At 65.9% G+C, this 24,196-nt stretch carries 18 protein-coding genes; 11 read left to right on the top strand and 7 right to left on the bottom strand.

Features of this window, described 5'->3' with window-relative positions; genetic code table 11:
- The first annotated feature begins 220 nt into the window (after positions 1 to 220).
- Together HU751_RS24765 and HU751_RS24760 are read left to right on the top strand one after the other, a co-directional pair.
- Positions 221 to 637: a Spy/CpxP family protein refolding chaperone gene (locus HU751_RS24765; RefSeq protein WP_186732962.1), complete on the top strand. Its 417-nt coding sequence runs from the start codon at positions 221 to 223 to the stop codon at positions 635 to 637.
- Between the two features lie 12 nt (positions 638 to 649).
- Positions 650 to 2,038, top strand: coding sequence for a sensor histidine kinase (locus HU751_RS24760; RefSeq protein ID WP_186732963.1), 1,389 nt, complete (start codon positions 650 to 652; stop codon positions 2,036 to 2,038).
- A gap of 132 nt (positions 2,039 to 2,170) precedes the next feature.
- Here the strand turns inward: HU751_RS24760 and HU751_RS24755 are convergent, their stop codons facing one another.
- Positions 2,171 to 2,728, bottom strand: coding sequence for an NAD(P)H nitroreductase (locus tag HU751_RS24755; RefSeq protein WP_186732964.1), 558 nt, complete (start codon positions 2,726 to 2,728; stop codon positions 2,171 to 2,173).
- Between the two features lie 181 nt (positions 2,729 to 2,909).
- Between HU751_RS24755 and HU751_RS24750 the strand changes: the two genes are divergently transcribed.
- Positions 2,910 to 4,364 carry a TrkH family potassium uptake protein gene (locus HU751_RS24750; protein ID WP_050706760.1) on the top strand — a complete coding sequence of 485 codons (1,455 nt, stop codon included), beginning with the start codon at positions 2,910 to 2,912 and terminating at the stop codon, positions 4,362 to 4,364.
- Here the strand turns inward: HU751_RS24750 and HU751_RS24745 are convergent.
- Positions 4,321 to 5,367, bottom strand: a complete 1,047-nt coding sequence (locus HU751_RS24745; protein ID WP_050706761.1) for an AraC family transcriptional regulator — start codon at positions 5,365 to 5,367, stop codon at positions 4,321 to 4,323. The genes HU751_RS24750 and HU751_RS24745 overlap by 44 nt on opposite strands.
- Before the next feature lie 154 nt (positions 5,368 to 5,521).
- Here HU751_RS24745 and HU751_RS24740 point away from each other — a divergent pair, with 154 nt between their 5' ends.
- Positions 5,522 to 5,833, top strand: coding sequence for an Mpo1-like protein (locus HU751_RS24740; RefSeq protein ID WP_186714521.1), 312 nt, complete (start codon positions 5,522 to 5,524; stop codon positions 5,831 to 5,833).
- Positions 5,834 to 5,935: 102 nt separating this feature from the next.
- Positions 5,936 to 6,520 (top strand): HD domain-containing protein, encoded by a 585-nt coding sequence (locus HU751_RS24735; RefSeq protein WP_186714522.1) that lies wholly within the window; start codon positions 5,936 to 5,938, stop codon positions 6,518 to 6,520.
- Positions 6,521 to 6,561: 41 nt separating this feature from the next.
- Here HU751_RS24735 and HU751_RS24730 read toward each other — a convergent pair whose 3' ends face one another.
- The gene (locus HU751_RS24730) at positions 6,562 to 7,377 is read right to left on the bottom strand and encodes a UDP-2,3-diacylglucosamine diphosphatase (RefSeq protein WP_186732965.1); all 816 of its coding nucleotides are present in this window, start codon (positions 7,375 to 7,377) and stop codon (positions 6,562 to 6,564) included.
- A 124-nt stretch (positions 7,378 to 7,501) separates the two neighbouring features.
- On the opposite strand from HU751_RS24730, the gene HU751_RS24725 reads away from it, so the two are divergent.
- Together HU751_RS24725 and HU751_RS24720 are read left to right on the top strand one after the other, a co-directional pair.
- Complete coding sequence (locus HU751_RS24725; protein WP_186732966.1) at positions 7,502 to 8,296, top strand: helix-turn-helix transcriptional regulator; 795 nt, start codon at positions 7,502 to 7,504, stop codon at positions 8,294 to 8,296.
- Positions 8,297 to 8,350: 54 nt separating this feature from the next.
- A complete protein-coding gene (locus HU751_RS24720; RefSeq protein ID WP_186732967.1) occupies positions 8,351 to 9,238 on the top strand; it encodes a DMT family transporter in 888 nt (295 codons plus the stop codon).
- Here HU751_RS24720 and HU751_RS24715 read toward each other — a convergent pair whose 3' ends face one another.
- Positions 9,239 to 9,520: an Rdx family protein gene (locus tag HU751_RS24715; protein ID WP_186732969.1), complete on the bottom strand. Its 282-nt coding sequence runs from the start codon at positions 9,518 to 9,520 to the stop codon at positions 9,239 to 9,241.
- A 66-nt stretch (positions 9,521 to 9,586) separates the two neighbouring features.
- Between HU751_RS24715 and HU751_RS24710 the strand changes: the two genes are divergently transcribed.
- On the top strand, positions 9,587 to 11,773 hold the full coding sequence (locus HU751_RS24710) for a patatin-like phospholipase family protein (RefSeq protein ID WP_186732971.1): 2,187 nt from the start codon (positions 9,587 to 9,589) through the stop codon (positions 11,771 to 11,773).
- Between the two features lie 129 nt (positions 11,774 to 11,902).
- Here HU751_RS24710 and HU751_RS24705 read toward each other — a convergent pair whose 3' ends face one another.
- Entirely contained in the window at positions 11,903 to 12,340 is a 438-nt protein-coding gene (locus HU751_RS24705) for a MarR family transcriptional regulator (protein WP_028691103.1), read from the bottom strand.
- A 138-nt stretch (positions 12,341 to 12,478) separates the two neighbouring features.
- A complete protein-coding gene (recQ, locus tag HU751_RS24700; RefSeq protein ID WP_186732972.1) occupies positions 12,479 to 14,626 on the bottom strand; it encodes a DNA helicase RecQ in 2,148 nt (715 codons plus the stop codon).
- 245 nt (positions 14,627 to 14,871) lie between these two features.
- Here recQ and HU751_RS24695 point away from each other — a divergent pair, with 245 nt between their 5' ends.
- Positions 14,872 to 15,459 carry a YecA/YgfB family protein gene (locus tag HU751_RS24695; protein ID WP_186732974.1) on the top strand — a complete coding sequence of 196 codons (588 nt, stop codon included), beginning with the start codon at positions 14,872 to 14,874 and terminating at the stop codon, positions 15,457 to 15,459.
- 8 nt (positions 15,460 to 15,467) lie between these two features.
- Positions 15,468 to 15,830, top strand: a complete 363-nt coding sequence (locus HU751_RS24690; RefSeq protein WP_186732976.1) for a YbaN family protein — start codon at positions 15,468 to 15,470, stop codon at positions 15,828 to 15,830.
- Positions 15,831 to 15,914: 84 nt separating this feature from the next.
- Here HU751_RS24690 and HU751_RS24685 read toward each other — a convergent pair whose 3' ends face one another.
- Positions 15,915 to 22,286 carry a retention module-containing protein gene (locus tag HU751_RS24685; protein ID WP_186732978.1) on the bottom strand — a complete coding sequence of 2,124 codons (6,372 nt, stop codon included), beginning with the start codon at positions 22,284 to 22,286 and terminating at the stop codon, positions 15,915 to 15,917.
- A 488-nt stretch (positions 22,287 to 22,774) separates the two neighbouring features.
- Here HU751_RS24685 and HU751_RS24680 point away from each other — a divergent pair, with 488 nt between their 5' ends.
- A complete protein-coding gene (locus HU751_RS24680; RefSeq protein WP_186714529.1) occupies positions 22,775 to 24,148 on the top strand; it encodes a TolC family outer membrane protein in 1,374 nt (457 codons plus the stop codon).
- Positions 24,149 to 24,196 lie beyond the last annotated feature (48 nt).

Here is a 24,196-nt window from a genome sequence, read left to right as displayed (position 1 = left end):
GCGTCGCGATGGGGCGCGAAGCGCCCCCAGAATCGCGGCGGTATGCAAAATTGCCGGGGCTGCTGTGCAGCCCATCGCGACACAAGGCCGCTCCTACAGGATCCGCACGGTGGCTACCGGCATCTTTACCCAGCCTTTACCCTTGCCTGACCGCCCTTGACCTTGATCTCCCTAGACTGGGCTCATCCGGTAACCACCGGCCCCTGAAAGGAGAGACACCATGCGCAAGACCCTGATCGCCCTGATGTTTGCCGCCGCCCTGCCGACCGTGGCCATGGCCATGCCTGACGGCGGTCCGCGCCACGACGGCCCGCATCATCGCGGTGACGCGCCTTTCGCCCAGCTGGACCTGAGCCGCGACCAGCGCCAGCAGATCGGCAAGCTGATGGGCGAGCAGATGCAGCAACGCCGCGACATCACCGAACGCTACATGGCCAAGCTGCCGGCCGCCGAGCAGAAAGCCATGAAGGACGAACTCAAGGCCAGCCACGACAAGACCGACGGCCAGATCCGCGCCCTGCTCAAGCCCGAGCAGCAGAAGAAGTTCGACGACCTGCAGAAGGAACGCGCCGCGCGCAAGGCCGAATGGAAGGAGTTCCAGGCCTGGAAGGCTGAAAAAGCCGGCAAGGCCCAGTAAGCTGTCAGCCCGATGCCCGGCCCGCGCCCTCGCGGGCCGGGCTTTCGCCCTTTCTCGGAGGTGCTCTTCTTGCGTTCACTGTTCTGGCGCATCCTGGCCAGCTTCTGGCTGGCCATCGCCCTGGTCGCCGGGCTGTCGATCCTGCTCGGGCACATGCTCAACCAGGACACCTGGATCCTCAGCCGCCATCCGGGCCTGAACAACCTGGCCAGTCACTGGGCCCAGCACTATGAACAGGACGGCCTGGAGTCGTCGCAGCGCTTCCTGGAGCGACGCAAGCAGCGCTACAAGATCGATGTGCAGGTGCTCGACGACAGCGGCGATGCCGTGGTGCCCGGCACCTTCCCGCGCCGCGCCGCAGCCTTCGAGGCGCGCCAGCACAACGACGAGCGCCGCCTGCCCTGGCGCCGCCTGACCGAGGAATACACCAGCCCCACCAGCGGCGAGACCTACCTGCTGATCTACCGCATCCCCCACCCCGAACTGGCCGCCTGGCATCGCGAGAGCCTGATCTGGCCGCTCAGCGCCCTGGGGATCGCCCTGGTGGTACTGACCCTGTTCAGCCTGCTGGTGACCCTGTCGATCACCCGCCCGCTCAGCCGCCTGCGCGGCGCGGTGCACGACCTGGGGCAGACCAGCTACCAGCAGAACAGCCTGGCGCGGCTGGCGGTGCGCCGCGACGAGTTCGGCGTGCTGGCCAACGACTTCAACAAGATGGGCGCGCGCCTGCAGAGCCTGATCGGCAGCCAGCGCCAGCTGCTGCGCGATGTGTCCCACGAACTGCGCTCGCCGCTGGCGCGGCTGCGCATCGCCCTGGCCCTGGCCGAGCGCGCCGAGCCGGAACAACGCCAGGCCCTGTGGCCGCGCCTGACCCGCGAGTGTGATCGCCTGGAAGACCTGATCAGCGAGATCCTGGTGCTGGCCCGGGTCGATGCCGACCAGGCCCATGCCGAACCCGTGGACCTCAATGCCTTGCTGGGCGGAGTGCGCAAGGACGCCCAACTGTCAGCGCCAGAACAGGAAGTGCGTCTGGAGGCGCAGGCAGGCCTGACCTTGCACGGCTGGCCGACCTTGATCGAACGGGCGGTGGACAATTTGTTGCGCAATGCCCTGCGTTTCAATCCGGCCGGGCAGCCGATCGAGGTGCATGCCCGCCGCGAACAGGATCGCATCGTACTGAGCGTGCGCGATCATGGACCGGGGGTGGCGGCAGAGCACCTGGCGCAGCTGGGCGAGCCGTTCTTCCGGGCGCCGGGGCAGGAGGCGCCGGGGCATGGCTTGGGGCTGGCGATTGCGCGCAAGGCGGCAGAGCGCCATGGTGGCAGCCTGGTGCTGGGGAATCATCCGCAGGGTGGGTTCATTGCGACGCTGGAGATTCCCTGCAATATCAGTGTTGACTGACAGATCGCGGGGCTGCTGCGCAGCCCTTTCGCCGGCAAGCCGGCTCCCACAAGTAGTTACAGACCTTGAGACCTCCATGGTACCTGTGGGAGCCGGCTTGCCGGCGAAAGGGCCGCAAAGCGGCCCCAATGCTCACTCGCCCCAGGCACTGACGTACTGGGCCGTTTCCAGTACCGGCGCCGTGCGCGGCTCGCCCATCGGCGTGCCGACATACAGGTAGCCGATCACCTCTTCGTTCGCCTCCAGGCCCAAGCCCTCATGCACATGAGCGTCAAACGCCATGTCGCCAGTGCGCCACACCGCACCGATGCCCTGGGCATGGGCAGCGATGAGGATGCCATGGGCGGCGCAGCCGGCGGCCAGGCGCTGCTCGATCTTCGGCACCTTGAAATGATCCTGAAGCCGAGCGATCACCACGATCAGCAGCGGCGCCCGCAGCGGCATCGCCCGGGCCTTGTCCAGCGCGGCCTGGGTGGCATCGCCCTTGGCCTGCACCGCCTCGGCGAACAGCTCGCCGAGCTTCTCGCGGCCCTGCCCCTCGATGGTCAGGAAGCGCCAGGGGCGCAGCTGGCCATGGTCCGGCGCGCGCAGCGCGGCCTGGAACAGTGCCTCGCGCTGGGCGGCATTGGGCGCCGGTTCAGTCAGGCGTGGCACGGAAACACGGTTGAGCAATGCGTCGAGAGCCTCCATGGGCTACCCTCCTGGCAGATTGAAAGTGCGGCCATTCTGCACCATAGCGCCGCCCTCGTGGGAGCGGGGTTGCCCTGTCGCAGGACCAGCAGCGCTTCCACGACACGCTCAATCGTCCGTTTACATCACCTCCCCCACAGGTAGAATGGCGCCCTTTCCGTAGCGAGTCAGAGCAGATCACATGGCGTTGCCGACCTTAAGGATCATTGGTTTCATCATCGGCATCTTCCTGATCACCCTGGCAGTGAGCATGGTGGTGCCCATGGCGACCCTGGTGGTCTTCGAGCGCACCGGCGACATGCCGTCGTTCCTCTGGTCAAGCCTGATCACCTTCCTCGCCGGACTCGGCCTGGTCATCCCCGGCCGCCCTGAGCACGTGCACCTGCGTCCCCGCGACATGTACCTGCTGACCGTCAGCAGCTGGCTGGTGGTCTGCGTGTTCGCCGCCCTGCCGTTCCTGCTGACGCAGCACATCAGCTACACCGACGCCTTCTTCGAAAGCATGTCCGGCATCACCGCCACCGGCGCCACCGTGCTCAGCGGCCTGGACAACATGTCGCCGGGCATCCTGATGTGGCGTTCGATGCTGCACTGGCTGGGCGGCATCGGCTTCATCGGCATGGCGGTGGCGATCCTGCCGTTGCTGCGCATCGGTGGCATGCGCCTGTTCCAGACCGAGTCCTCGGACCGTTCGGAAAAGGTCATGCCGCGCTCGCACATGGTCGCCAAGTCGATCGTCGCGGTGTACGTCGGCATCACCGTGCTCGGCAGCCTGGCGTTCTGGTGGGCGGGGATGAGCCCGTTCGATGCGATCAACCACGCCATGTCGGCGATCTCCACCGGCGGGTTCTCCACCTCCGACCAGTCCCTGGCCAAGTGGGACATCCCCGCGGTGCACTGGGTCGCGGTGGTGGTGATGATTCTCGGCAGCCTGCCGTTCACCCTGTACGTGGCCACCTTGCGCGGCCACCGCAAGGCGTTGATCAAGGACCAGCAGGTTCAGGGCCTGCTGGCCATGCTGCTGGCTACCTGGCTGGTGCTCGGCACCTGGTACTGGGCCACCACCGACCTGCACTGGCTCGACGCCCTGCGCCACGTGGCGCTGAACGTTACCTCGGTGGTCACCACCACCGGCTTCGCCCTGGGCGACTACAGCATGTGGGGCAACTTCTCGCTGATGCTGTTCTTCTACCTGGGCTTCGTCGGTGGTTGCTCAGGCTCCACCGCCGGCGGCATCAAGATCTTCCGCTTCCAGGTCGCCTACATCCTGCTCAAGGCCAACCTCAACCAGCTGATCCACCCGCGTGCGGTGATCAAGCAGAAGTACAACGGCCATCGCCTCGACGAAGAGATCGTACGCTCGATCCTGACCTTCTCGTTCTTCTTCGCCATCACCATCTGCATCATCGCCCTGCTGCTGTCGCTGCTGGGCGTGGACTGGATGACCGCGCTGACCGGCGCCGCCGGCACGGTGTCGGGCGTAGGCCCCGGGCTGGGCGAGGTGATCGGCCCGGCCGGCAACTACGCCAGCCTGCCGGACGCGGCCAAGTGGATCCTCTCCGGCGGCATGCTGCTGGGCCGCCTGGAGATCATCACGGTGCTGGTGTTGTGCATGCCGGCGTTCTGGCGTCACTGACCGACAACCGCGTGCGGTACTCGCTCGGGGTGGTGTCGAACCAGCGGCGGAACGCCCGGTAGAAGTTGCTCGGATCGGCGAAACCCAGCAGGTAGGCGGTTTCCAGCAAGGTGGTGCCGGGCTGGGCCAGGTACTGCTCGGCCAGTTCGCGGCGGGTGTCGTCGAGCAGGGTCTGGAAGCTGGTGCCCTCGTCCTGCAGGCGTCTTTGCAAGGTGCGCTGCGACAGGTGCAGGGCCTGGGCCACGGTCTCGCGCTTGGGCTCGCCCTGGGGCAGGATGCGGCACAGCACCTGGCGTACCCGGTGGGTCACGCGGCTTTCCGAGAAGCGCGCCAGGTATTCCCCGGCAAAGCGATCATGCAGCACCGCCATCGCTTCGTTGGCAGTCGGCAGCGGCGCCTCCATGTCGGCACGCTCGAGCACCAGCGCGTCATGGGGCGCGCCAAATACCAGCGGCGCATGGAAGGCCACCTTGTACGGCTCGACATTCTTCGGCTGGCCGCCCTGGATCAGCACCCGCCGAGGCTGGATCGGCCGCCCGCTGAGCCAGGTGCACAGGGCCAGGGCGCAGGCCAGGGACGCCTCGGCGCTGTGCCGGGTCGGCGGCAGGTGGTCGCCATGCACGGTCAGCACCAGGGCGTAACCGTCGGGCTCGCGGCGAAAGCTCAGGTCCGAACTCTCGGCGATGATCCGCTGGTAGCGCACCAGGCGTTCGAAACCCTCGGCCAGGGTGCGGCTGGACATCAGCGCATAGCCCACCACATGGAACGAGGCCGGACGCACCACCCGGGCCATGTTCAGGCCGATGGCCTCGTTGCCCGACAACTCGACCGCCAGCTGCCACAGCCGGGTCATCGAATCCTGGGTGAATCGCGCATCGGGGTCGTCGAGGGCGGAAAAGTCGAGCCCGAGCTGCTTGAACATGGCCGGACAATCGAGCCCTTCCAGCTCGAGTGCCTTGACGATCCCTGATGCCCAGCTGGCTGACGTGGTTCTCTCACTCATGACAGGCTCTTGTGCTGACCGCTCCTGCGGTGAACCGAAAGGATACTCAATTGGCGCCTATTGTCACTGGCCACTGCCCCCAGTGACTCTAGACTCGATTCAGGCTCCACGCCGTGTATCCTGTTAGCACGACCCGCAGATCCGGAAGCCCGCCATGACCCGCACAGCGCAGTTCCGCAGTTTTGCCGAGTTCTATCCCTACTACCTGGGCGAGCACAGCAACGCCACCTGCCGCCGCCTGCACTTCGTCGGCACCAGCCTGGTGATCGCCCTGCTCGCCTACAGCATCGGCAGCGGCCAGTGGCTGTTGCTGCTGGCCGTGCCGCTGGCCGGCTATGGCTTCGCCTGGGCCGGGCATTTCTTCTTCGAGAAGAACCGACCGGCCACCTTCACCCATCCCTGGTACAGCCTGGTCGGCGACTTCGCCATGTTCCGCGACATCCTGCTGGGCCGCCTCAGCCTCTGAATCGGCCCGCAAGGCCAGGTTCGCGTCCCGGCCGGCCACTGCCAAAGACCGCGTCCTGGCCAACACTGCCAGGCATGTCCCCGACACGAGTGGCCCGCGGCGATGAACAAGCAAGCGAACTTCAGCCACATGCGCGACGGCACCGCCCAGGACTGGGCGATCATCGCCGACGACTTTCGCGCCTATGCCCGGCAGTTGCCCCAGCGCATCGTCGCCCACTTGCGCCTGCTCGATGGCGACTTCGGCGGCTTTCCCATCGATCGCCTGAGCCATTCGCTGCAGACCGCCACCCGCGCCTACCGTGACGGCCGCGACGAGGAATATGTGGTCTGCGCCCTGCTGCATGACATCGGCGACACCCTCGGCAGCTACAACCACCCGGATATCGCCGCGGCGATCCTCAAGCCCTTCGTCAGCGCCGAGAACCTGTGGATGATCGAGAAGCACGGGATCTTCCAGGGCTACTACTTCTTCCACCACCTGGGCATGGACCGACACCTGCGCGAGCAATTCAGCGATCACCCGCAGTACCAGCGGACCATCGAGTTCTGCGCGCGCTACGACGCGGCGGCGTTCGACCCCGAGTACCCGAGCCTGCCGCTGTCGTTCTTCGAGCCGATGATGGAGCGGCTGTTCGCCCAGCCCAGGCAGTCGATCTACAAGGCGGCCTTGAAGGCTTCCGCCTGATTCCAGCTAATCGTCACGTGTAGGAGCGGCCTGAGGCAGACCTAGGCCGGTTCACCCAGCTCCGCCAGCCGCGACGCGGCTTCGCGCGCCTGCGCCTCGGCGAACCGGTACAGCTCGATCCGCCCGTCCCAGTGCTCGATCAGCGCCGTGCACGACTCCACCCAGTCGCCGCAGTTGAGGTACTCCACCTCGCCCACCTGGCGAATCTCGGCATGGTGGATATGCCCGCACACCACGCCCTGGAAGCCACGCCGGGTGCACTCGTGGGCGATGGCGTCCTCGAAGTCGCTGATGAAGTTCACCGCGCCCTTGACCTTGTGCTTGAGGTACGCCGACAGCGACCAGTAGCCATAGCCATAACGGGCGCGCCAGTGGTTGAGCCAACGGTTGAGCACCAGGGTGAACTCGTAGGCCCGGTCGCCGAGAAACGCCAGCCAGCGGTGGTAGCGGGTGATCACGTCGAACTGGTCGCCATGGATCACCAGCAGCCGCCGGCCGTCGACGGTAAGGTGCTCGGCTTCATCCACCAGCTGGATGTTGCCCAGGATCAGTTTCGAGTAGCGGCGCAGGAACTCGTCATGGTTGCCGGTGACGTAGATCACCTCGGTGCCGCGCTTGCTCAGGGTCAGCAGGCGACGGATGACGTTGGTGTGGGCCTGGGGCCAGTAGATGCCGCCGCGCAGTTTCCAGCCGTCGATGATATCGCCGACCAGGTAGATCCGCTCGGCCTGGTAGCCCTTGAGAAAGTGCGCGAGGTGTTCGGCCTGGCAATCCCGGGTGCCCAGGTGCACATCGGAAATCCACAGGGTACGGACCCGCTGCTTGCGTGACGGGCGGAGAGGTTCGGCGTGGGTCATGGGCAGGCTCCGGCGCTGTTTGCTGGAGACTGGCAGGCACAGGTGACAGATTGGTGGCAGGCACATGACCATCCTGCGCCCGCCCGGAGGTGTACACTCTTCACCTGCTTCGTGAGGACTCACCATGACCGCCGCCCCCCTGCTTTCGCTGCGCCATTATCGCCACGACCTGATCGCCCACAGCCACGACCACTCGCAACTGGTGTTCGGCCTGGGCGGGCGCCTGGATTTCGAGGTGAATGGCCGCGGCGGCCGGGTCGGCCGCCAGGACCTGATGGTGGTGCCTGCCGGAGCCCACCATACCTGCGGTAGCCCCGAGGGCAGCCACTGCCTGGTGCTGGACGTGCCGGGTGGGCACTGGCTCGGCGACCACCTGGGCGAGCACGCCGACAACAGCCGCCGCCTGCTCGACCGCCCCGGCCCCCTGGGCCTGAATAGCCGCCAGCAGCAGTTGGTCGACTGGCTGGCGGCAAGCCCGGTGGACGACCCATTGATTGCCCGCCAGGGCGCGGTGCTGTTGCTGGCCAGCCTCAACCCGCAGGCCGGTGCCCCGGTACTCGCCAGCAGGCGCCTGCCCTATGCCGCCTTCGACCGGCATATCGAGCAGCACGCCGCCTATCCGTTGCAGGTCGCCGACCTGGCGCGCCTGGCCGGGCTTTCCAGCGCACGACTGCACGCGCGGTTTGCCAACGAGTGCGGTATGACGCCGATGGACTATATCCGCCAGCGGCGGTTGTCGATGGCGCTGCGACTGTTGCGTGAGACGCTGTTGCCGGTGGGTGAGGTCGCGGCGCGGGTGGGGTATGGCTCGCAGAGCGCCTTCAGCGCGGCGGTGATGCGGGCGTTCGGCTGCACGCCGCTGGCGTTGCGGCGCGAGTCTGGCGACAACGGGCGCGAGGTGGACGACAGATCTGCCTGAGGATCGAACATACACTGCTGCCTGTATCGACCTCATCGCACTCAAAGGACCACCATGAACCACCGCACCGCCCTCGGCGCCCTGCATATCGGCGCGCTGTTCTTTGGCCTGACCGGCGTCTTCGGCAAACTGGCCGCCAGCGCCAGCCCCTCGATCATCGTCTTCGGCCGCGCCCTGTTCGCGGTGCTGGCCCTGGCCCTGTTCGCCAGCCTGGCGCGCCAGGCCTGGCAACCGCTGCGCAGCCAGGACATGCGCCGCCTGCTGCTGGGCGGTGCACTGCTGGCCGGGCACTGGGTGAGCTTCTTCATCGCGGTCAAGGTCGGCGGCGTGGCCATCGCCACCCTCGGTTTCGCCAGTTTCCCGGCCTTCACCGTGATCCTCGAAGGCCTGCTGTTCCGCGAACGCATCCGCCGCAATGAAGCGCTGCTGGTGCTGCTGGTGAGCATCGGCCTGGTGCTGGTAACCCCGGCCTTCGACCTGGCCAGCGAGGCCACCGCCGGGCTGCTCTGGGCGCTGCTCTCGGGCCTGCTGTTCTCGCTGCTGTCGCTGACCAACCGCGCCGGCTCCGGGCGCCTGCCCGCCGTGCAGGCGGCGCTGTGGCAGAACCTGGTGGTGAGCCTGTGCCTGCTGCCGTTCGCCGCGCCCGGCCTGGCCGCGGTGGCGCCGCTGGACTGGCTGTGGATCGCCCTGCTCGGGGTCTTCTGCACCGGCGTCGCCCATAGCCTGTTCGTCGCCAGCCTGGCGGTGATCAAGGCACGCACCGCCGCGGTGGTGTTCGGCATGGAGCCGGTCTACGGCATCGCCGTGGCCTGGGTGGTGTTCGCCGAACAGCCGACCCTGCGCATGCTCGCCGGCGGCGCCTTGATCATCTTCGCCATCGTGCTGTCCAGCCGCCTGGCCGCCGAGCAACCCGCCCGCCAGCCACAGCCCGAAAGCGCCTGATCAGCGATCGTTGTGGCCCAGGTCGCGCTGCGGGTCGATCTGATCACGCACCCGCTGCTTGAGCACCTTGGCCTCGGGGAAGCCGCCGTCGGCCTTGCGTTCCCAGATCTGCACGCCATCGCAGGTGATGCGGAACACACCGCCGGTGCCGGGCTCCAGCGCCACCTGGCCGAGCTCGTCGGCAAAGGTGCTGAGCAGCTCCTGGGCCAGCCAGGCGGCGCGCAACAGCCACTGGCACTGGGTGCAATAGGTGATGACGATTTGTGGCTTGCTGTCTGCCATGTAGGGAAACTCCGTAGGAAGGGCCGCTTATACTAGCGGTCTTTATCCTCTGGTTTGAGACTCACGATGCGCCGCCTGCTGTACTGCCTCCTGCTGATGCTCACCTCCTTCACTGTGCTGGCCGCCGAAGCGACACGACCAAAGATCGGCCTGGTGTTGTCGGGCGGTGCCGCCCGCGGCCTGGCCCATATCGGCGTGCTCAAGGCCCTGGAGGAACAGGGCGTGCGCATCGACGCCATCGCCGGCACCAGCATGGGCGCGGTGGTCGGCGGGTTGTACGCCTCAGGCTACAGCATCGCCGAACTGGAAAAACTGGCCACCACGCTGGACTGGCAGCAGGCGCTGTCCGATGCGCCGCCGCGCAAGGATGTGCCGTTCCGGCGCAAGCAGGACGACCGCGACTTCCTGGTCAAGCAGAAGCTGAGCTTTCGCGACGACGGCAGCCTGGGCCTGCCGCTGGGGGTAATCCAGGGCCAGAACCTGTCCCTGCTGCTGGAAAGCAAGCTGGCCCACACCGCCGACATCCGCGACTTCGACAAGCTGCCGATTCCGTTCCGCGCCGTGGCCACCGACATCACCAGCGGCGAGAAGGTGATCTTCCGCCGCGGCCACCTGCCCCAGGTGATCCGCGCCAGCATGTCGATCCCCGCGGTATTCGCCCCGGTAGAGCTGGATGGCCGGCTGCTGGTGGACGGCGGCATGACCGACAATATCCCGGTGGACGTGGTGCGCGAGATGGGCGTGGACCTGGCCATCGTCGTCGACATCGGCACCCCGCTGCGCAACCGCAAGCAACTGGCCACGGTGGTGGACGTGCTCAACCAGTCGATCACCCTGATGACCCGGCGCAACTCCGAGGAGCAACTGGCCACCCTGCGCCGCGAGGACATCCTGGTGCAGCCGCCGCTGTCGGCCTTCGGCGTCACCGATTTCGGCCGCGCCCAGGACATGATCGACGCCGGCTACCGCGCCACCCGCGCCCTCGACCCGCGCCTGGCGGCGCTGCGCCAGACCGAGGGCGACAGCAACCTGGCGGTGGCCCGCTCACCGAAACAGCGCACGCCGATCATCACCGCCATCCGGGTGGAGAACGACTCCAAGGTCAGCGACGACGTGATCCGCTACTACATTCGCCAGCCCATCGGCGAGCCACTGGATCTCGGCCGCCTGCAGACCGACATGGGCACCCTCTACGGCCTGGACTACTTCGACCAGGTGCAGTACCGCGTGGCGCACAAGGGCGACGAGCATACCCTGGTGATCAACGCCCGTGGCCGGCGTGGCGGCACCGACTACCTGCGCCTGGGCCTGAACCTGTCGGACGACCTGCGTGGCGACAGCGCTTTCAACCTCGGCGCCAGCTATCGGGTCAACGGCATCAACCGGCTCGGCGGCGAATGGCTGACCCGCGCGCAGATCGGCGACGAGCAGGAGCTGTACAGCGAGTTCTACCAGCCATTGGACGTGGGCTCGCGCTACTTCATCGCCCCCTACCTGGCCCTGGGCTCGCAGAACGTCGAGGCGACCCTGGACAACGACCCGGTGGCCGAGTATCGCCTGGAGCGCTACGGCTTCGGGCTCAATGTCGGCCGGCAGATCGGCACCTATGGCGAAGTACGCCTGGGCGTGGGCAAGGCCTGGGGCAACGCCGAGGTGCGCATCGGCGACCAGGACCTGCCCAAGGTCAGCTTCAACGAGGGCTTCTACGAACTCAAGTACTCGTTCGACACCTTCGACAACGTCTACTTCCCCCACAGTGGCGAGGACATCGGCCTGACCGTGCGCAAGTACGACAAGTCACTGGACTCGGACCAGGACTACCGGCAGTGGCTGTTCAACCTGGACAAGGCCATCAGCAGCGGGCCGAACACCCTGGTGCTGGGTGGCAGGTATGGACGTACGCTGGATGACGCCGAGGTGGTCACGTCGAGCTTCGTGTTCGGCGGCGCCCGCCAACTCTCGGGCTTCCGCCAGGATTCGATCTCGGGGCAGAACATGAGCCTGCTGCGCATGGTCTACTACCGCCGCCTGACGCCACGGGCCTACCTGCCGCTGGATTTCCCGCTGTACCTGGGCGGCTCGCTGGAGCGTGGACGGGCGTGGAACAACGACAATGAGTTCGACAGTGGCTACATCAATGCGGCGAGCATCTTCCTGGGGCTGGAAACGCCGCTGGGGCCGTTGAACCTGAGCTATGGGGCCAACGATGCCCATGAGAAGGCGGTGTACCTGAACCTGGGGCATACCTTCTGATAGCCGGGGCTGCTTTGCAGCCCTTTCGCGGGCAAGCCCGCTCCCACAGGTACAGCGCAAACCTGAAGAAAAGCGCTATCTCTGTGGGAGCGGGCTTGCCCGCGATGGGCCGCAGCGCGGCCCCAGGGTTCAGGACTTCTCGAGATTATCGAGAATCTTCGCATGCACGCGCATGCACACTTCCATGTCGGCCTCGTCTATACCGGTGAACAGCTCGAGGCGCAGGGCGTTGGCGATGGTCTCGATCTGGTCGATCAGCGGCTTGGCCGGCGGGCACAGCAGGATCTTCTTGGCCCGGCGGTCTTCCATCACCGCCTGGCGGCGCACCAGTCCCTGGCTCTCGAGGCTGTCGAGCAGGCGCGCCAGGGTCGGGCCCTCGACGCCCACGCTCTGGGCCAGCTCACGCTGGGTCGGCGCCTCGTCGAACCTGGCCAGGTGCAACAGCACCAGCCAACGGGCTTGCGACAGGTTGAGCCCGGCCAGGCGGCGGTCCAGTTCGGCACGCCAGCCCCGGGACATCTGGGCCAGCTGCATGCCGAAGCGGTGTTGGTTGTCGGTCAGGGGCATAAGCAACTCAATGAATAGAACTAATTATTAGCCAGCTAATCATGGCCCGGCCAATCAGGCAAGGTTCGGCGCCTCGGAAATGGCTGATAATCATGTAAGGGTATGACAAAGGTCAGCAATTGGCGCAAATGCCGGCAATCACAGGCCGAACTCCACCGCCAGCGCCGCCCGTACGCAGTGCAGGACGCCTTCCGGCACCCGCTGGCCGAACAACGGCGCCACGCCGGACACCGGCGGCAACTCGCCCTCGCCGTCGAGGAAAGCGTCCTGCACTTCCATCATCAGTTCTTCCGGCAGGTCCAGCGCCTGCTCCAGGCTCAGTTCCTGGCGGCCGATGGCCTCGGCCAGCAGGCTGTAGACGTTCTTCTCGGTGCAGTTCAGCTGCCCGGCGATCTGCGCCGGGGTCATGCCGGCGCGGGCCAGGCTGACCAGTTCGTGGCGCAGGTCGAGCACCACCTTCGGCGCCTCCTCGGTGCCACCGGCGCCGTTGAGCACTTCGAGGAAGGCCTGGCCGTAGCGCTCCAGCTTGCGCGCGCCGACACCGCTGACCTGGGCCATGTCGCTGAGGCTGGTGGGCATGCTGCGCAGCATCTCCAGCAGGGTAGAGTCGGGGAAGATGACGTAGGGCGGCACGCTGTGCTCCTCGGCCAGCTTGCGCCGCAGGGTGCGCAGCGCTTCCCACAGCTCGCGTTCCTCGGCCCGCACCAGCTGGCTGGCCGGGCTGCCGCCACCGCTGGAGGAAGACTTGGCCACGGTCTGCGGCTTGAGGTCGCGGCGCAGTTGCAGGTTCACCTCGCCGCGCAGCAAGGGTCGGCAGCTGTCGGACAGCCGCAGGCCACCGTAGCCCTCGAGGTCGATGTCCACCAGGCCGCGCGCCACCAACTGGCGGAACAGCGAGCGCCACTCGGCTTCGGCCAGCGCCTTGCCGACGCCGAATACCGACAGCTTCTCGTGGCCAAAATTGCGCACCTTCTCGGTGTCCTTGCCCAGCAGCACGTCGACCAGATGGCCGACGCCATAGCGCTGACCGGTGCGGAACACCGTCGACAGGGCTTGACGCGCAGGCTCGGTGGCATCCCAGGTCTGCACATTGTCGACACAGTTGTCACAATGCCCGCACGGCTGCTCGAGCACTTCGTCGAAGTAGGCCAGCAACGACTGGCGACGGCAGCGCGTCTCCTCGCACAGCGCCAGCATGGCGTCGAGCTTGTGCTGCTCGATGCGTTTGTGGCGCTCGTCGCCCTCGGAGTTCTGCAGCATCTGCTTGAGCATCACCATGTCCTGCAGGCCGTAGGCCATCCAGGCGTCCGAGGGCAGGCCGTCACGGCCGGCACGGCCGGTTTCCTGGTAATAGGCCTCAAGCGACTTGGGCAGGTCGAGGTGGGCGACGAAGCGCACGTTGGGCTTGTCGATGCCCATGCCGAAGGCGATGGTCGCGACCATGATCAGCCCTTCCTCGTTGAGGAAGCGGTGCTGGTTGGCGGCGCGGGTCTCGGCGGCCAGGCCCGCGTGGTACGGCAGCGCCGGGAAACCCTGGTCGCACAGGAAGGCAGCGGTCTCATCGACCTTCTTGCGCGACAGGCAATAAACGATACCGGCGTTGCCGCGGCGCTCGCCGAGGAACGCCATCAGCTGCTTGCGCGGCGACTCCTTGGGCACGATGCGGTAGAAGATGTTCGGCCGGTCGAAGCTCGACAGGAAACGCTCGGCGCCCTGCAGGTGCAGGCGCTGGACGATCTCCTCGCGGGTGCGCATGTCGGCGGTGGCGGTCAGGGCGATGCGCGGCACATGCGGGAACAGCTCGGCGAGCTGGCCCAGTTGCAGGTATTCGGGACGGAAGTCGTGACCCCATTGCGACACGCAGTGGGCCTCGTCGATGGCGAACAGGGCGATGTCCAGGCCACGCAGGAAGTCCAGCATGCGTGGCTGGACCAGGCGCTCGGGGGCCAGGTAGAGCATCTTCACCTCGCCACGGCGCAAGCGCCCGGCCAGGTCGCGCTGCTGCTCGGCGCTGAGGGTGGAGTTCAGCGCCGCGGCGGCCACGCCCAGTTCGTCGAGGGTGGCGACCTGGTCGTCCATCAGCGCGATCAGCGGCGACACCACCACAGTCAGGCCCGGGCGCAGCAGGCCAGGCACCTGGAAGCACAACGACTTGCCGCCACCGGTGGGCATCAGCACCAGGGCATCGCCGCCGCCTGCCACACATTCGATGATCGCTGCCTGGCGCCCGCGGAAACTGTCGTAACCGAAGACATCCTTGAGGACGCGCTGAGCCTGTTCGAGCATTTGCCACTCCAAAATCGCCGTACCATCCTGGACTCAGGCTGGACGATAAATCCGCCGCGCACACATCGAATGCGTAAGCGGTTTTTGCCAGATGGCAGGAAAACGCCACCGGAGCACGAAAAACTGCGGAGTATACCCGACTGCCACGCTGTGCCGCATGCCTCGCAGACAGACGTTCCCTTTGCCCCGCAGCCGCCGCAAGGTGCTAGAATTCACTATCGTTTATTCCCCAAGGTAGCCCTGTAATGTCCTTCGCCGAGCAACTGACCCGCCTGCAAGCCTTCCTCGACGCCGATGAGCTGCACGAAGAAGCGCTGGACTACGTCGCCGCACACGGCTACCTGACCGCGCTGTCGATCTGCTCGGAGCAAGTTCCAGACCGTGAGTGGATCGACGCGCTGTTCGCCGAGGAGCCCCACTACGCCAGCGAGGCACAGCGCACCGAAATCGAAGCGACGCTGGTAGCCCTCAAAGGCCATATCGCTCGCCAGTTGGCCAGCGAAGAGGAATTCGACCTGCCGTGCGACCTCGACCTCACCGACGAGCCGGACGACTCCGACCTGCGCGGCTGGTGCATCGGCTTCATGGAGGGCGTGTTCCTGCGTGAAGAGGCCTGGTTCGACAATTCCGAGGATGAAGTCAGCGAAATGCTCCTGCCGATCATGGTCGGCTCGGGCCTGTTCGACGAGCAGCCGGAGTTCGCCGACATCGCCAGCGATGCCAACTTGCAGGACGACATGATCGTACAGATCCCCGAAGCGCTGAGCGCGCTGTTCCTGCTGCAACACGCACCGGACGAAAAACCTGCCGTACTCAAACCACGCCGCCACTGATCAACGTGGTGCGCTACCTGCTGCTGGCCGTCGGCTGGCTCAGTGTCGCGCTCGGGGTGGCGGGGATCTTCCTGCCGGTGCTGCCCACCACCCCGTTCCTGCTGCTGGCGGCGGCCTGCTTCGCCCGCAGCTCGCCGCGCTTTCACCACTGGTTGGTGAATCATCCGAAACTCGGGCCGTGGATCCGCGACTACCTCAGCGGCGAGGGGATTCCGCTGCGGGGCAAGGTCTATGCGATCAGCCTGATGTGGGCCAGCATCGGTCTGTCCTGCTACCTGGTGCCGTTGTTCTGGGCACGGGTGTTCATGCTGACTAGCGCGGTACTGGTCAGTGCCTGGATCCTCAAGCAGAAGACCCTGCAGCGACCGTAGTGACGCCATCGCGGGGCAAGCCCGCTCCCACAAGGCCAATACAGCGCTTGTGGGAGCGGGCTTGCCCCGCGATACGCGCCTGCGTTACACCGTATCCACCTTCAACGAATGGTCATTGAGCATGCCGGTGATGATGGTCGCGGTGTCATGCCCCGCCGCGATCACCCCGCCCGCCCCGGCCGCGACCCCGTAGTGCTGTGCCAGGTCCACCCCGGCCAGGTCGATGGTCTGGGTCGGCGCCGCGCCGGCGACGCTGCTGACTTCGATGGTCGACACCACGTTGACGCCGCTGCCACTGACCTTGAAGTGCAGGTAATCATCCAGCGATGCGCTGGTGGCGTTCTCGCCCTGCAGCAGTTGCGACAAGTCCAGCCGATCACTGCCCGGGGTGAAGTCGGTCACGGTGTCGTGCCCGGTATCGCCCTTCTGCCAGACGAAGGTGTCATTGCCGCTGCCACCGGTGAGGGTGTCATCGCCGCGTCCGCCAATCAGGATGTCGTTGCCGGCACCGCCCCTGAGCACATCGTTGCCCGTGCCGCCATTAAGCAGGTTGTCGCCGTCGTTGCCGGTCAGGGTGTCGTTGTAGTCCGAGCCGATCAGGTTCTCGATGCCGTTGAGGGTATCCAGCCCCGCGCCGACGGTGTTCTGCTGGCCGAGATGGCTCAGGTCGACAGTCACGCCACTGCTTGCCCTGGCATAGCTGGCGGTGTCGTTGCCGGGGCCGCCGTCGAGCAGGTCATTGCCCGGCCCGCCGATCAGCAGGTCGTCGCCGTCGCCGCCATACAGGCTGTTGTTGCCTGCGCCGGCCACCAGCACATCGTTGCCGTTGCCGCCGTGCAGGGTGGTGTCGCCCGTTCCGGCCAACAGCACATCGTCCCCGGCAGTACCCGTGAGCGTATTGCCGGCCTGGTAGGTGATGTCCACTGCACCGGTGGCCGTGCCGCCGTGGTTGTCGCTGACGCTGTAGCTGCCGTGGTAGTCGTCATTGCTGGCGTTGCTGTAGTCCACCACCAGGCTCAGCTTGTAGTTCTCGGCGGCCTTGCTGTTGCCCGAGGCGTTCTCGGTGTTGATCACGTGGATGCTGTACACGCCGTCATGGGTAGCCGTGAAGCTGCCGCCATCGGCGATGGTCTGGTAGCTGCCGCTGGCATCCTTCCACTCCATCAGCAGGTTGCCGGCAGGCCGGTCATGGTCGAGGGTCAGGGTCTCGCCCTTGCGCAGGGTGACCGTCAGGGTGTCCTCGTCATTGGCGTTGGCGCTGCTGATCGAGCCCAGGTAACCGGCCACCACCAGGGCGGCGGTCATGCTGCCGTTGAGGCTGGTGAACTCGCTGCGGGCCAGGTCGCGCAACTGGTTCTCGGCCTTGTTGGCGGTGGCGTTGAAGGTGATGGTCTGCGCCTGCGTGCCCGCCGTGAAGCCCGCGCCCTTGTCGGCGAAGTTGGTGTTGAAGGTGGTCGGCGTGGCGCTCAGGGTGTCGTGGTCCGGATCGCTGTCATTGGCCAGCAAGGCCTCTGCCGGCACGCTCAGGGTGGCGCCCTTGATGTTGGTGATGATGTGGTCGGCGCCGGCGACCGGCGCGCCGTTGCTGTTGATGTTCACCGTCAGGCTGGCGCTGCGGGTATCGCCGTCGTTGTCGCTGGCGGTGAAGCCGAACTTCTCCACCTGGCCGCTGCCGTTGTCCTTCGGCGGTGTGTAGGTGAACTCGCCGTTGTCCATGTCCACCACCAGGGTGCCGCCCAGGCCGGTCTTGATGTTCAGGCTGTTGCTGACGGTGTCGAACGAGGCCTTGTCCACCCCGCCACTGACCGCATAGCCGCCCTGCCCGCCATTGGCCTTCGGATCGTAGGTGTAGGTGGTGCCGTCCACCAGCAGCGCCTTGATGAAGCCGCCGTCGGCCCCGAAGTCGCCGCCGCTCATCAGGCTGCCGGTGATCGGCGCGCCCTGCACCGTGCCGGAGAGCACCGCACTCAGCTGGCTGAGGTCGGTGACCACCACCGAGTTGGTGTCGGTATGGCTGCTGCCGTCGTAGGCCAGCGGGTCGAGGTTGCCCTCGTTGACGCCGCTGCCCATGCCGATGGCGTAGGACTTGATGCCGTTGTTGTCGAGGAAGGTTTCCCAGGCGGCCTCGCGCGGCGCCGTCATGGCGTGGCCGTTGGTGGGCTCGCCGTCGGAGAAGAAGTAGCTGATGTTCTGCGCCCCCACCAGCTTGCCGGTGGTGGCGAAGGCTTCCTGGGCCTTGGTGGCGGCCGAGTCGTAGTAGGTCGAGCCGCCGGGATTGAGCCCGGCGATCAGGCTCTTGGCCTCGCTGATCGAGACCCACACCGGCGTCTTCATCTCGGCGCCGGTGCCGAAGGTGACGATCTGCACCTTGATGTCGCCCATCTCGTCGTACTTGTCGAGCAAGGCATTGATGGCCTGCTTGGCCAGCTCCAGGCGGGTCAATCCCGGCACGCCTGAGCTTGCGGCCATGCTGCTGGAAACGTCCACCACCAGCAGGATGTTGGAGTCCACTTGGCCGGGCGTCATGCTGCGCACCGCGCACCGCACCGTCGGCACATCGTCGACGATGTTGATGGCGATGGTGCTGGTGACGCTGTTGCCCAGGGCGTCGGTGGCCTTGTAGGTGAAGTACTCGTTGACGGTGTTGGCCCCGTCGTTGGCGCCACCCGGGGTCTTCGGCGCCGAGGTCAGGGTGTAGGTGTAGGAGCCGTCACCGTTGAGCTGGATCTGACCGAACTGGCCCACGGCATTGCCGACCAGGCTGTAGGTCAGGGCGCCGACGCCGCCATGCACCGAGCCGACCAGGCTGCCGGAGGCGGTCTCGCCGGTGGAACCCGGGTCGCTGCCGGTCACGCTGCCGGCGGCCAGGTCGTTGCCATCCTTGTGCAGGTCCAGGGCTTTTTCGTAGACGGTGACGTCGTTGTCCTCGCACGCCACCAGCTTGCTGTCCTGGACATTGATGCGGATGGTCGTGGTGCTCTCGTCGCCATCGGCATCACGGATGGTGTAGACGAAGCTGTCGGTCGCCCCGGCGGGCGGCACGCTGTCGGGGTTGGCGTGGTAGGTGGCGTTGCCTTGGCTGTCCAGGGTCAGGTAGCCGTACTGGCCGACGATCGTGTCGCCGACATGGCCGATGGCTGACGTCGAGGTGTCAGAGCCTGCTCGCACGCCGACCACGTATTGTCCGTCGGTACGCACATCGGCGCCGACCACGTCGTTGTCCAGCACGTTGCCGCTGACACTGGCGCCCTCCTTGACCGAAGCCACATCGCAATGGGCCTTGGGCACGTCGTCGACGATGCTGACCACGATGGTGCTGGTGGTGGTGTTGCCGAGCGAATCCTTCACCTGATAAGTGAAGCTCTCGGTGACCACGTTCGGGCCATCGTTGGCATGGTTGGGCGAGTTCGGCGCCGAGGTCAGGGTGTAGGTATAGGTGCCATCGCTGTTCAGCTGGATCTGGCCATACTGCCCGGCGGCATTACCCACCAGGGTGAAGGTCAGGGCACCGATGCCGCCACTGACCGAACCGGCCAGCGAGCCGCTGGTGGTTTCCGTAGTGGCATGCGGATCGCTGCCGGTGACGGTACCTGCGGCCAGGTCGTTGCCATCCTTGGTCAGGTCCAGGGCTTTCTCGTAGACCTTGGCCGTGTCGTCCGGGCAGGCGACCAGCGAGATATCGTGCACATCGATGGTGATGGTGGTGGTGCTCTCGTCGCCATCGGCGTCGCGGATGGTGTAGACGAACACGTCCGTGGCTCCGGCCGGCGCCACGCTGTCGGGGTTGGCGTGATAGGTGGCGTTGCCCTGGGCGTCGAGGGTCAGGTAGCCATACTGCCCAACCACATTGCTGCCCAGCTGGCCAATGGCCGAGGTCGAGGTGTCGCTGCCTGCGCGCACGCCGACCACGTACTTGCCATCGGCCGGCACGTCCGCGCCGATCACATCGTTGACCAGCACATTGCCGCTGACGGTGCCGCCTTCGTAGACATTGGCAAAGTCGCTGTGAGCCTTGGGCACGTCGTCGACGATGCTGATCACGATGGTGCTGGTGGTCGAGTTGCCGAGCGAATCCGTCACCTGGTAAGTAAAGGTTTCCGTCAGCACGTTCGGCCCGTCGTTGACGTGATTCGGCGAATTCGGCGCCGAGGTCAGGGTGTAGGTGTAGGAGCCATCGGCATTCAGCTGGATCTGGCCGTACTGGCCGGTGGCATTGCCGACCAGGGTGAAGGTCAGCGCCCCGGTTCCGCCACTGATGGAGCTGGCCAGCGAGCCGCTGGCCGTCTCGCCGGTCGAGCCTGGCTGGCTGCCGACCACATTCCCTGCGGCCAGGTCGTTGCCATCCTTGGTCAGGTCGAGGGCTTTCTCGTAGACCGTGACCTCGCTGTCGGCACCGGCGATCAGCGAGCAATCACGTACGTCGATGGTGATGGTGGTGGTGCTTTCGTCACCGTCACTGTCCCGCACGGTGTAGACGAACACGTCCGTTGCCCCGGCAGGTGCCACGGCGTTGGGGTTGGCGTGATAGGTGGCATTGCCCTGGGCATCCAGGGTCAAGTAGCCGTACTGGCCCTGGACCTGGGTGCCCAGCTGGCCGCTGGCCGAGGTCGAGGTATCGGCGCCGGCCCGCACGCCGACCACGTACTTGCCATCGGCGCGCACGTCGGCGCCTGAGGTGTCGTTGTCGAGCACGTTGCCGCTGACCGTGCCGCCTTCGACGACACTGGCCGAATCAGGGTTGGCCTTGGGCAGGTCATCAACGATGTTCACGTCCAGCGAGCCATTGGCCGTGCTGCCGTCGGTGTCCGTGGCCGTGACGGTGAAGTGCTCGGACAGGCTGTTGGCGCCGTCGCCGTTGGCGTGGCTCTCATTGTCCAGCAAGGTATAGCTGTAGCTGATCACGCCCGTGGCCGGGTTGTAGCCGGTGATGGTCAGGGTATTGCCCAGGGCCGTGGTGATCGACTGCGGGAAGCTCGCCGCCACGCCGCCACTGACCACGCTGATGCCGCCGACGCTCAAGGATTGCAGGCCGTCCGGCGCTGCGACCGTGAAGGTGCCGCTCTGGGTCAGTGCACCTGGGTTCGGCGCGCTGCCGTCGGCCAGGTTCTTCTCGTAGACGGTCAGTTCGCCACCGTTCACGTTCAGACCGCCCAGCGTCACCGGATCGTCGAGGTTGCTGACGTTCAGGGTCAGGGTCGCGGTGCTGGTATCGCCGTCGGCGTCCTTCAGGGTGTAGGTGAAGGTCTCCACCCCGTTGCCACCGCCGTGCAGGTTCTTGAAGTCCGGGTCGTTGGTGTTGAGGGTGTAGGTGTAGGAACCGTCCGCCGCCAGGACCAGTGTGCCGTAGGTGCCGACGAAGGTGCCGGCCACCACCGGACCGCTGGGGATGCGGTCCGCCCCCTGGATATCGTTGCTCAGCACATTGCCGCTGAGTTCCACATGCTGCTCGGTGGCAGCGGTCGCATTGGTGTCGTTCACCGCCCGTGGCACATCGTCACGGATGATCACGTCGAGCGTGCCACTGGCGACGTCGCCATCCGTGTCGCTGACCAGCACCGGGAACTGCTCGCCCAGGGTATTGCTGCCCGCGCCGTCCGGGTGATGCTCGGCGCCGGTCAGGGTGTAGCTGTAGCTCACCACGCCGGTGGCCGGGTTGTAGCCGGTGATGGTCAGCACATTGCCGAGCCCGGTGACGATGGACTGCCCGACGCCGGTGACCACGCCCGCCGTGACCACATTGATGCCGCCGACACTGAGGTTGAACACGCCGTCGGCAGCCACCACCGTGAAGCTGCCTGACTGGGTCAGGGCCGCCGGATTGCTGGCCGAGCCCTGGGGCAGGTTGGCTTCGTCCAGGGTCAATTCGGCGGGGCTGATATCCAGGCCATTAAGGCTGACCGGATTGTCGATCACGGGGGTACTGGCCGGCAGCGGCCCATCGTCGTTGCCGTCGAGGCCACCGAGTTCGAGATTGGCCAGCAGGGGGAAACCGTTGAATCCTGCGGTGGGGAAGCCGATGGTGGGATCCACCCGGGCGGCCACCTCGGTCAGTATCACGAAACTGTGCCCCCCGCCGAGCGCCCCCGACACACCCGACGGGTTGCCGCCCGCCGCCGTCGCCTCGGCCTCCTGCGTGGGGTCGGCGCCTGCGGCAATGGCTTTTTGCAGCTGCTCGACATCACTGAGCTGGGCCTCGCTGGGCTGCGCGTCCGGCGCCTGCACATGGGGCGCGCGATTGGCCAGCAGGTCGGTGGTCATCTCCAGGCTGCTGCCGCGACCCAGGGTCAGCTGCGCGCCATTTTGCAGCCGCACCGCCACGGCGCCCTCGCTGCCGGTCTCGAGCTGTTCGCCGGCGAATAACCGGTCGCCCTCCACCAACAGGCGGCGATGACCATCGTCGCCCACCGCGAATACCTGGCCGATCACCTTGCCGACTACACCGACTAATTTAGCCATGAGCGTACGCCTCCCCTGCCGATGGGCTTTTCGCAGATCAAGGCGTGCCGGGTAATGTGCGCAACGTTCCGAGTGCCATGGCTGGTGGATCGTTGCTGTCACGTTCGTGAGAAACCACGCTCCTTGTGACGACTGCCGCGATAGCGAGAAGGGCGAATGGCCATTATTGAGTGCCATTTTTCTGTCGCCAAATTCCGCTTTCGCCTTCCTCCCCTGTCTCCTTAGCTGCAAAAAATCTGGAACTTTCACCAAGGCCCGAAAATCGCCTGTCCCAGCCAATTCCCGTAACCGCCTGAATGAAACAATGTCGCGGATTCCTTAGACCGCATAAGTTTTTTTTCGCATATATCTTATGAAAAAATCTTCTTAGCTCGCCCGATAAATGTTCTTAGCTCTGTTGTTACAAACCTGAAACGGTTTGATTCTAATTTTTCGTCATTTTTTTGGCGATTAGCAGGACATTATTCAAGACCAGGGAGATGTACCCCATGCGCGCTTTAACCCCCATCACCAGTGCGATTTTGTTGGCCATGGCGTGTGCCAACAGTCAGGCGATGTCGATCACCGAGGCTGTCCAGAACGCCGTGGACCAGCATCCCGAGATCAGCGCCAGCCGCAACAGCAGGCTGTCGGCCGACGAGGATGTGAAGTTCGCCCGCGGGGGGTACTACCCAACCGTCGATCTGGTCGCAGGCTACGGCCGGCAACGCTCGGACAACACCAACACCCGCGGCTTCAACCCCGACGGTACGCGTAACCACAACAAGGAAACCCTCAACTACACCCAGTCCGAACTGCGTCTGCGGCAGATGCTGTTCGACGGCTTCAACACCTCCAACGAAGTCGCCCGCACCGAGGCGGTGGCCACCTCGCGCGCCTACTACACCCAGGCCACCGCCGAGAGCATCGCCCTGCGCGCCATCGAGGTCTACCTCGAGGTACTCAAGCGCCGCGAACTGGTGACCCTGGCCAAGAACAACCTGCAGGCCCACCTGCGGGTCAACGACCAGATCGGCCTGCGCAGCGAACGTGGCGTGGGCAGCACCGCCGACCTCGACCAGTCCCGCGCCCGTCGCGCCCTGGCCGAGAACAACCTGGACACCGCCGAGGTCGACCTGGCCGACGCCGAGGCCAACTTCTACAGCGTAGTCGGGCGCATGCCGGACGAGCTGGAAACACCGGTCACGATCAAGGGTGAAGTACCGGGTGACCTGCTCAATGCCCGCCAGGGCATGCTGGAGAACAACCCCTACCTCAAATCGGCCCAGGCTGACGTGCGCTCCGCCGAGCAGCAATACGAAGTGGCCAAGTCGCCCTTCTACCCGCGCCTGGACGCGGTGCTGGCCACCGGCGCCAACAACAACATCGGCGGCCAGAAGGGCCATGACAACAACGACTGGCAGGCCGGCGTCGAGCTCAGCTACAACCTGTTCCGCGGCGGCAGCGACAAGGCCCGCCTGCAGTCCGACGCGCACAAGATCAACCAGGCAATGGACATCCGCAACAACGCCCTGCGCGAGCTGAACGAAAACCTCAGCCTGGCCTGGAACGCGATGAACAACGCCCGCAAGCAGACCCCGAGCGCCCGCGAGTACGCCGAAACCACCCAGCGCGTGCGCGCCGCCTACCAGGACCAGTTCGGCCTGGGCCAGCGTACCCTGCTCGACGTGCTCGACAGCGAGAACGAGCTGTACAACGCCAACCGGCGCTACACCGAAGTGCGCTACACCGAGGAGTTCTCCATGTACCGGGTCCTGGCGACCATGGGTGAGTTGCTGAGCAAGCAGCACATCTCGCTGCCGCCCGAGGCCATCGCCAAGACCGAAGTACGCAACGAGGCGAAACTGCCCGACATGCGTTAGGTTCTGACGAGACAAGGGACTTTTCGCCAGCGCCCATTTCCCGTCCAC

Source organism: Pseudomonas peradeniyensis, assembly GCF_014268935.2.
In the GTDB taxonomy this organism is placed as follows: domain Bacteria; phylum Pseudomonadota; class Gammaproteobacteria; order Pseudomonadales; family Pseudomonadaceae; genus Aquipseudomonas; species Aquipseudomonas peradeniyensis.
The sequence above is the reverse complement of the archived record's forward strand: the minus strand, read 5'-3'. Positions and strand labels throughout refer to the sequence as shown.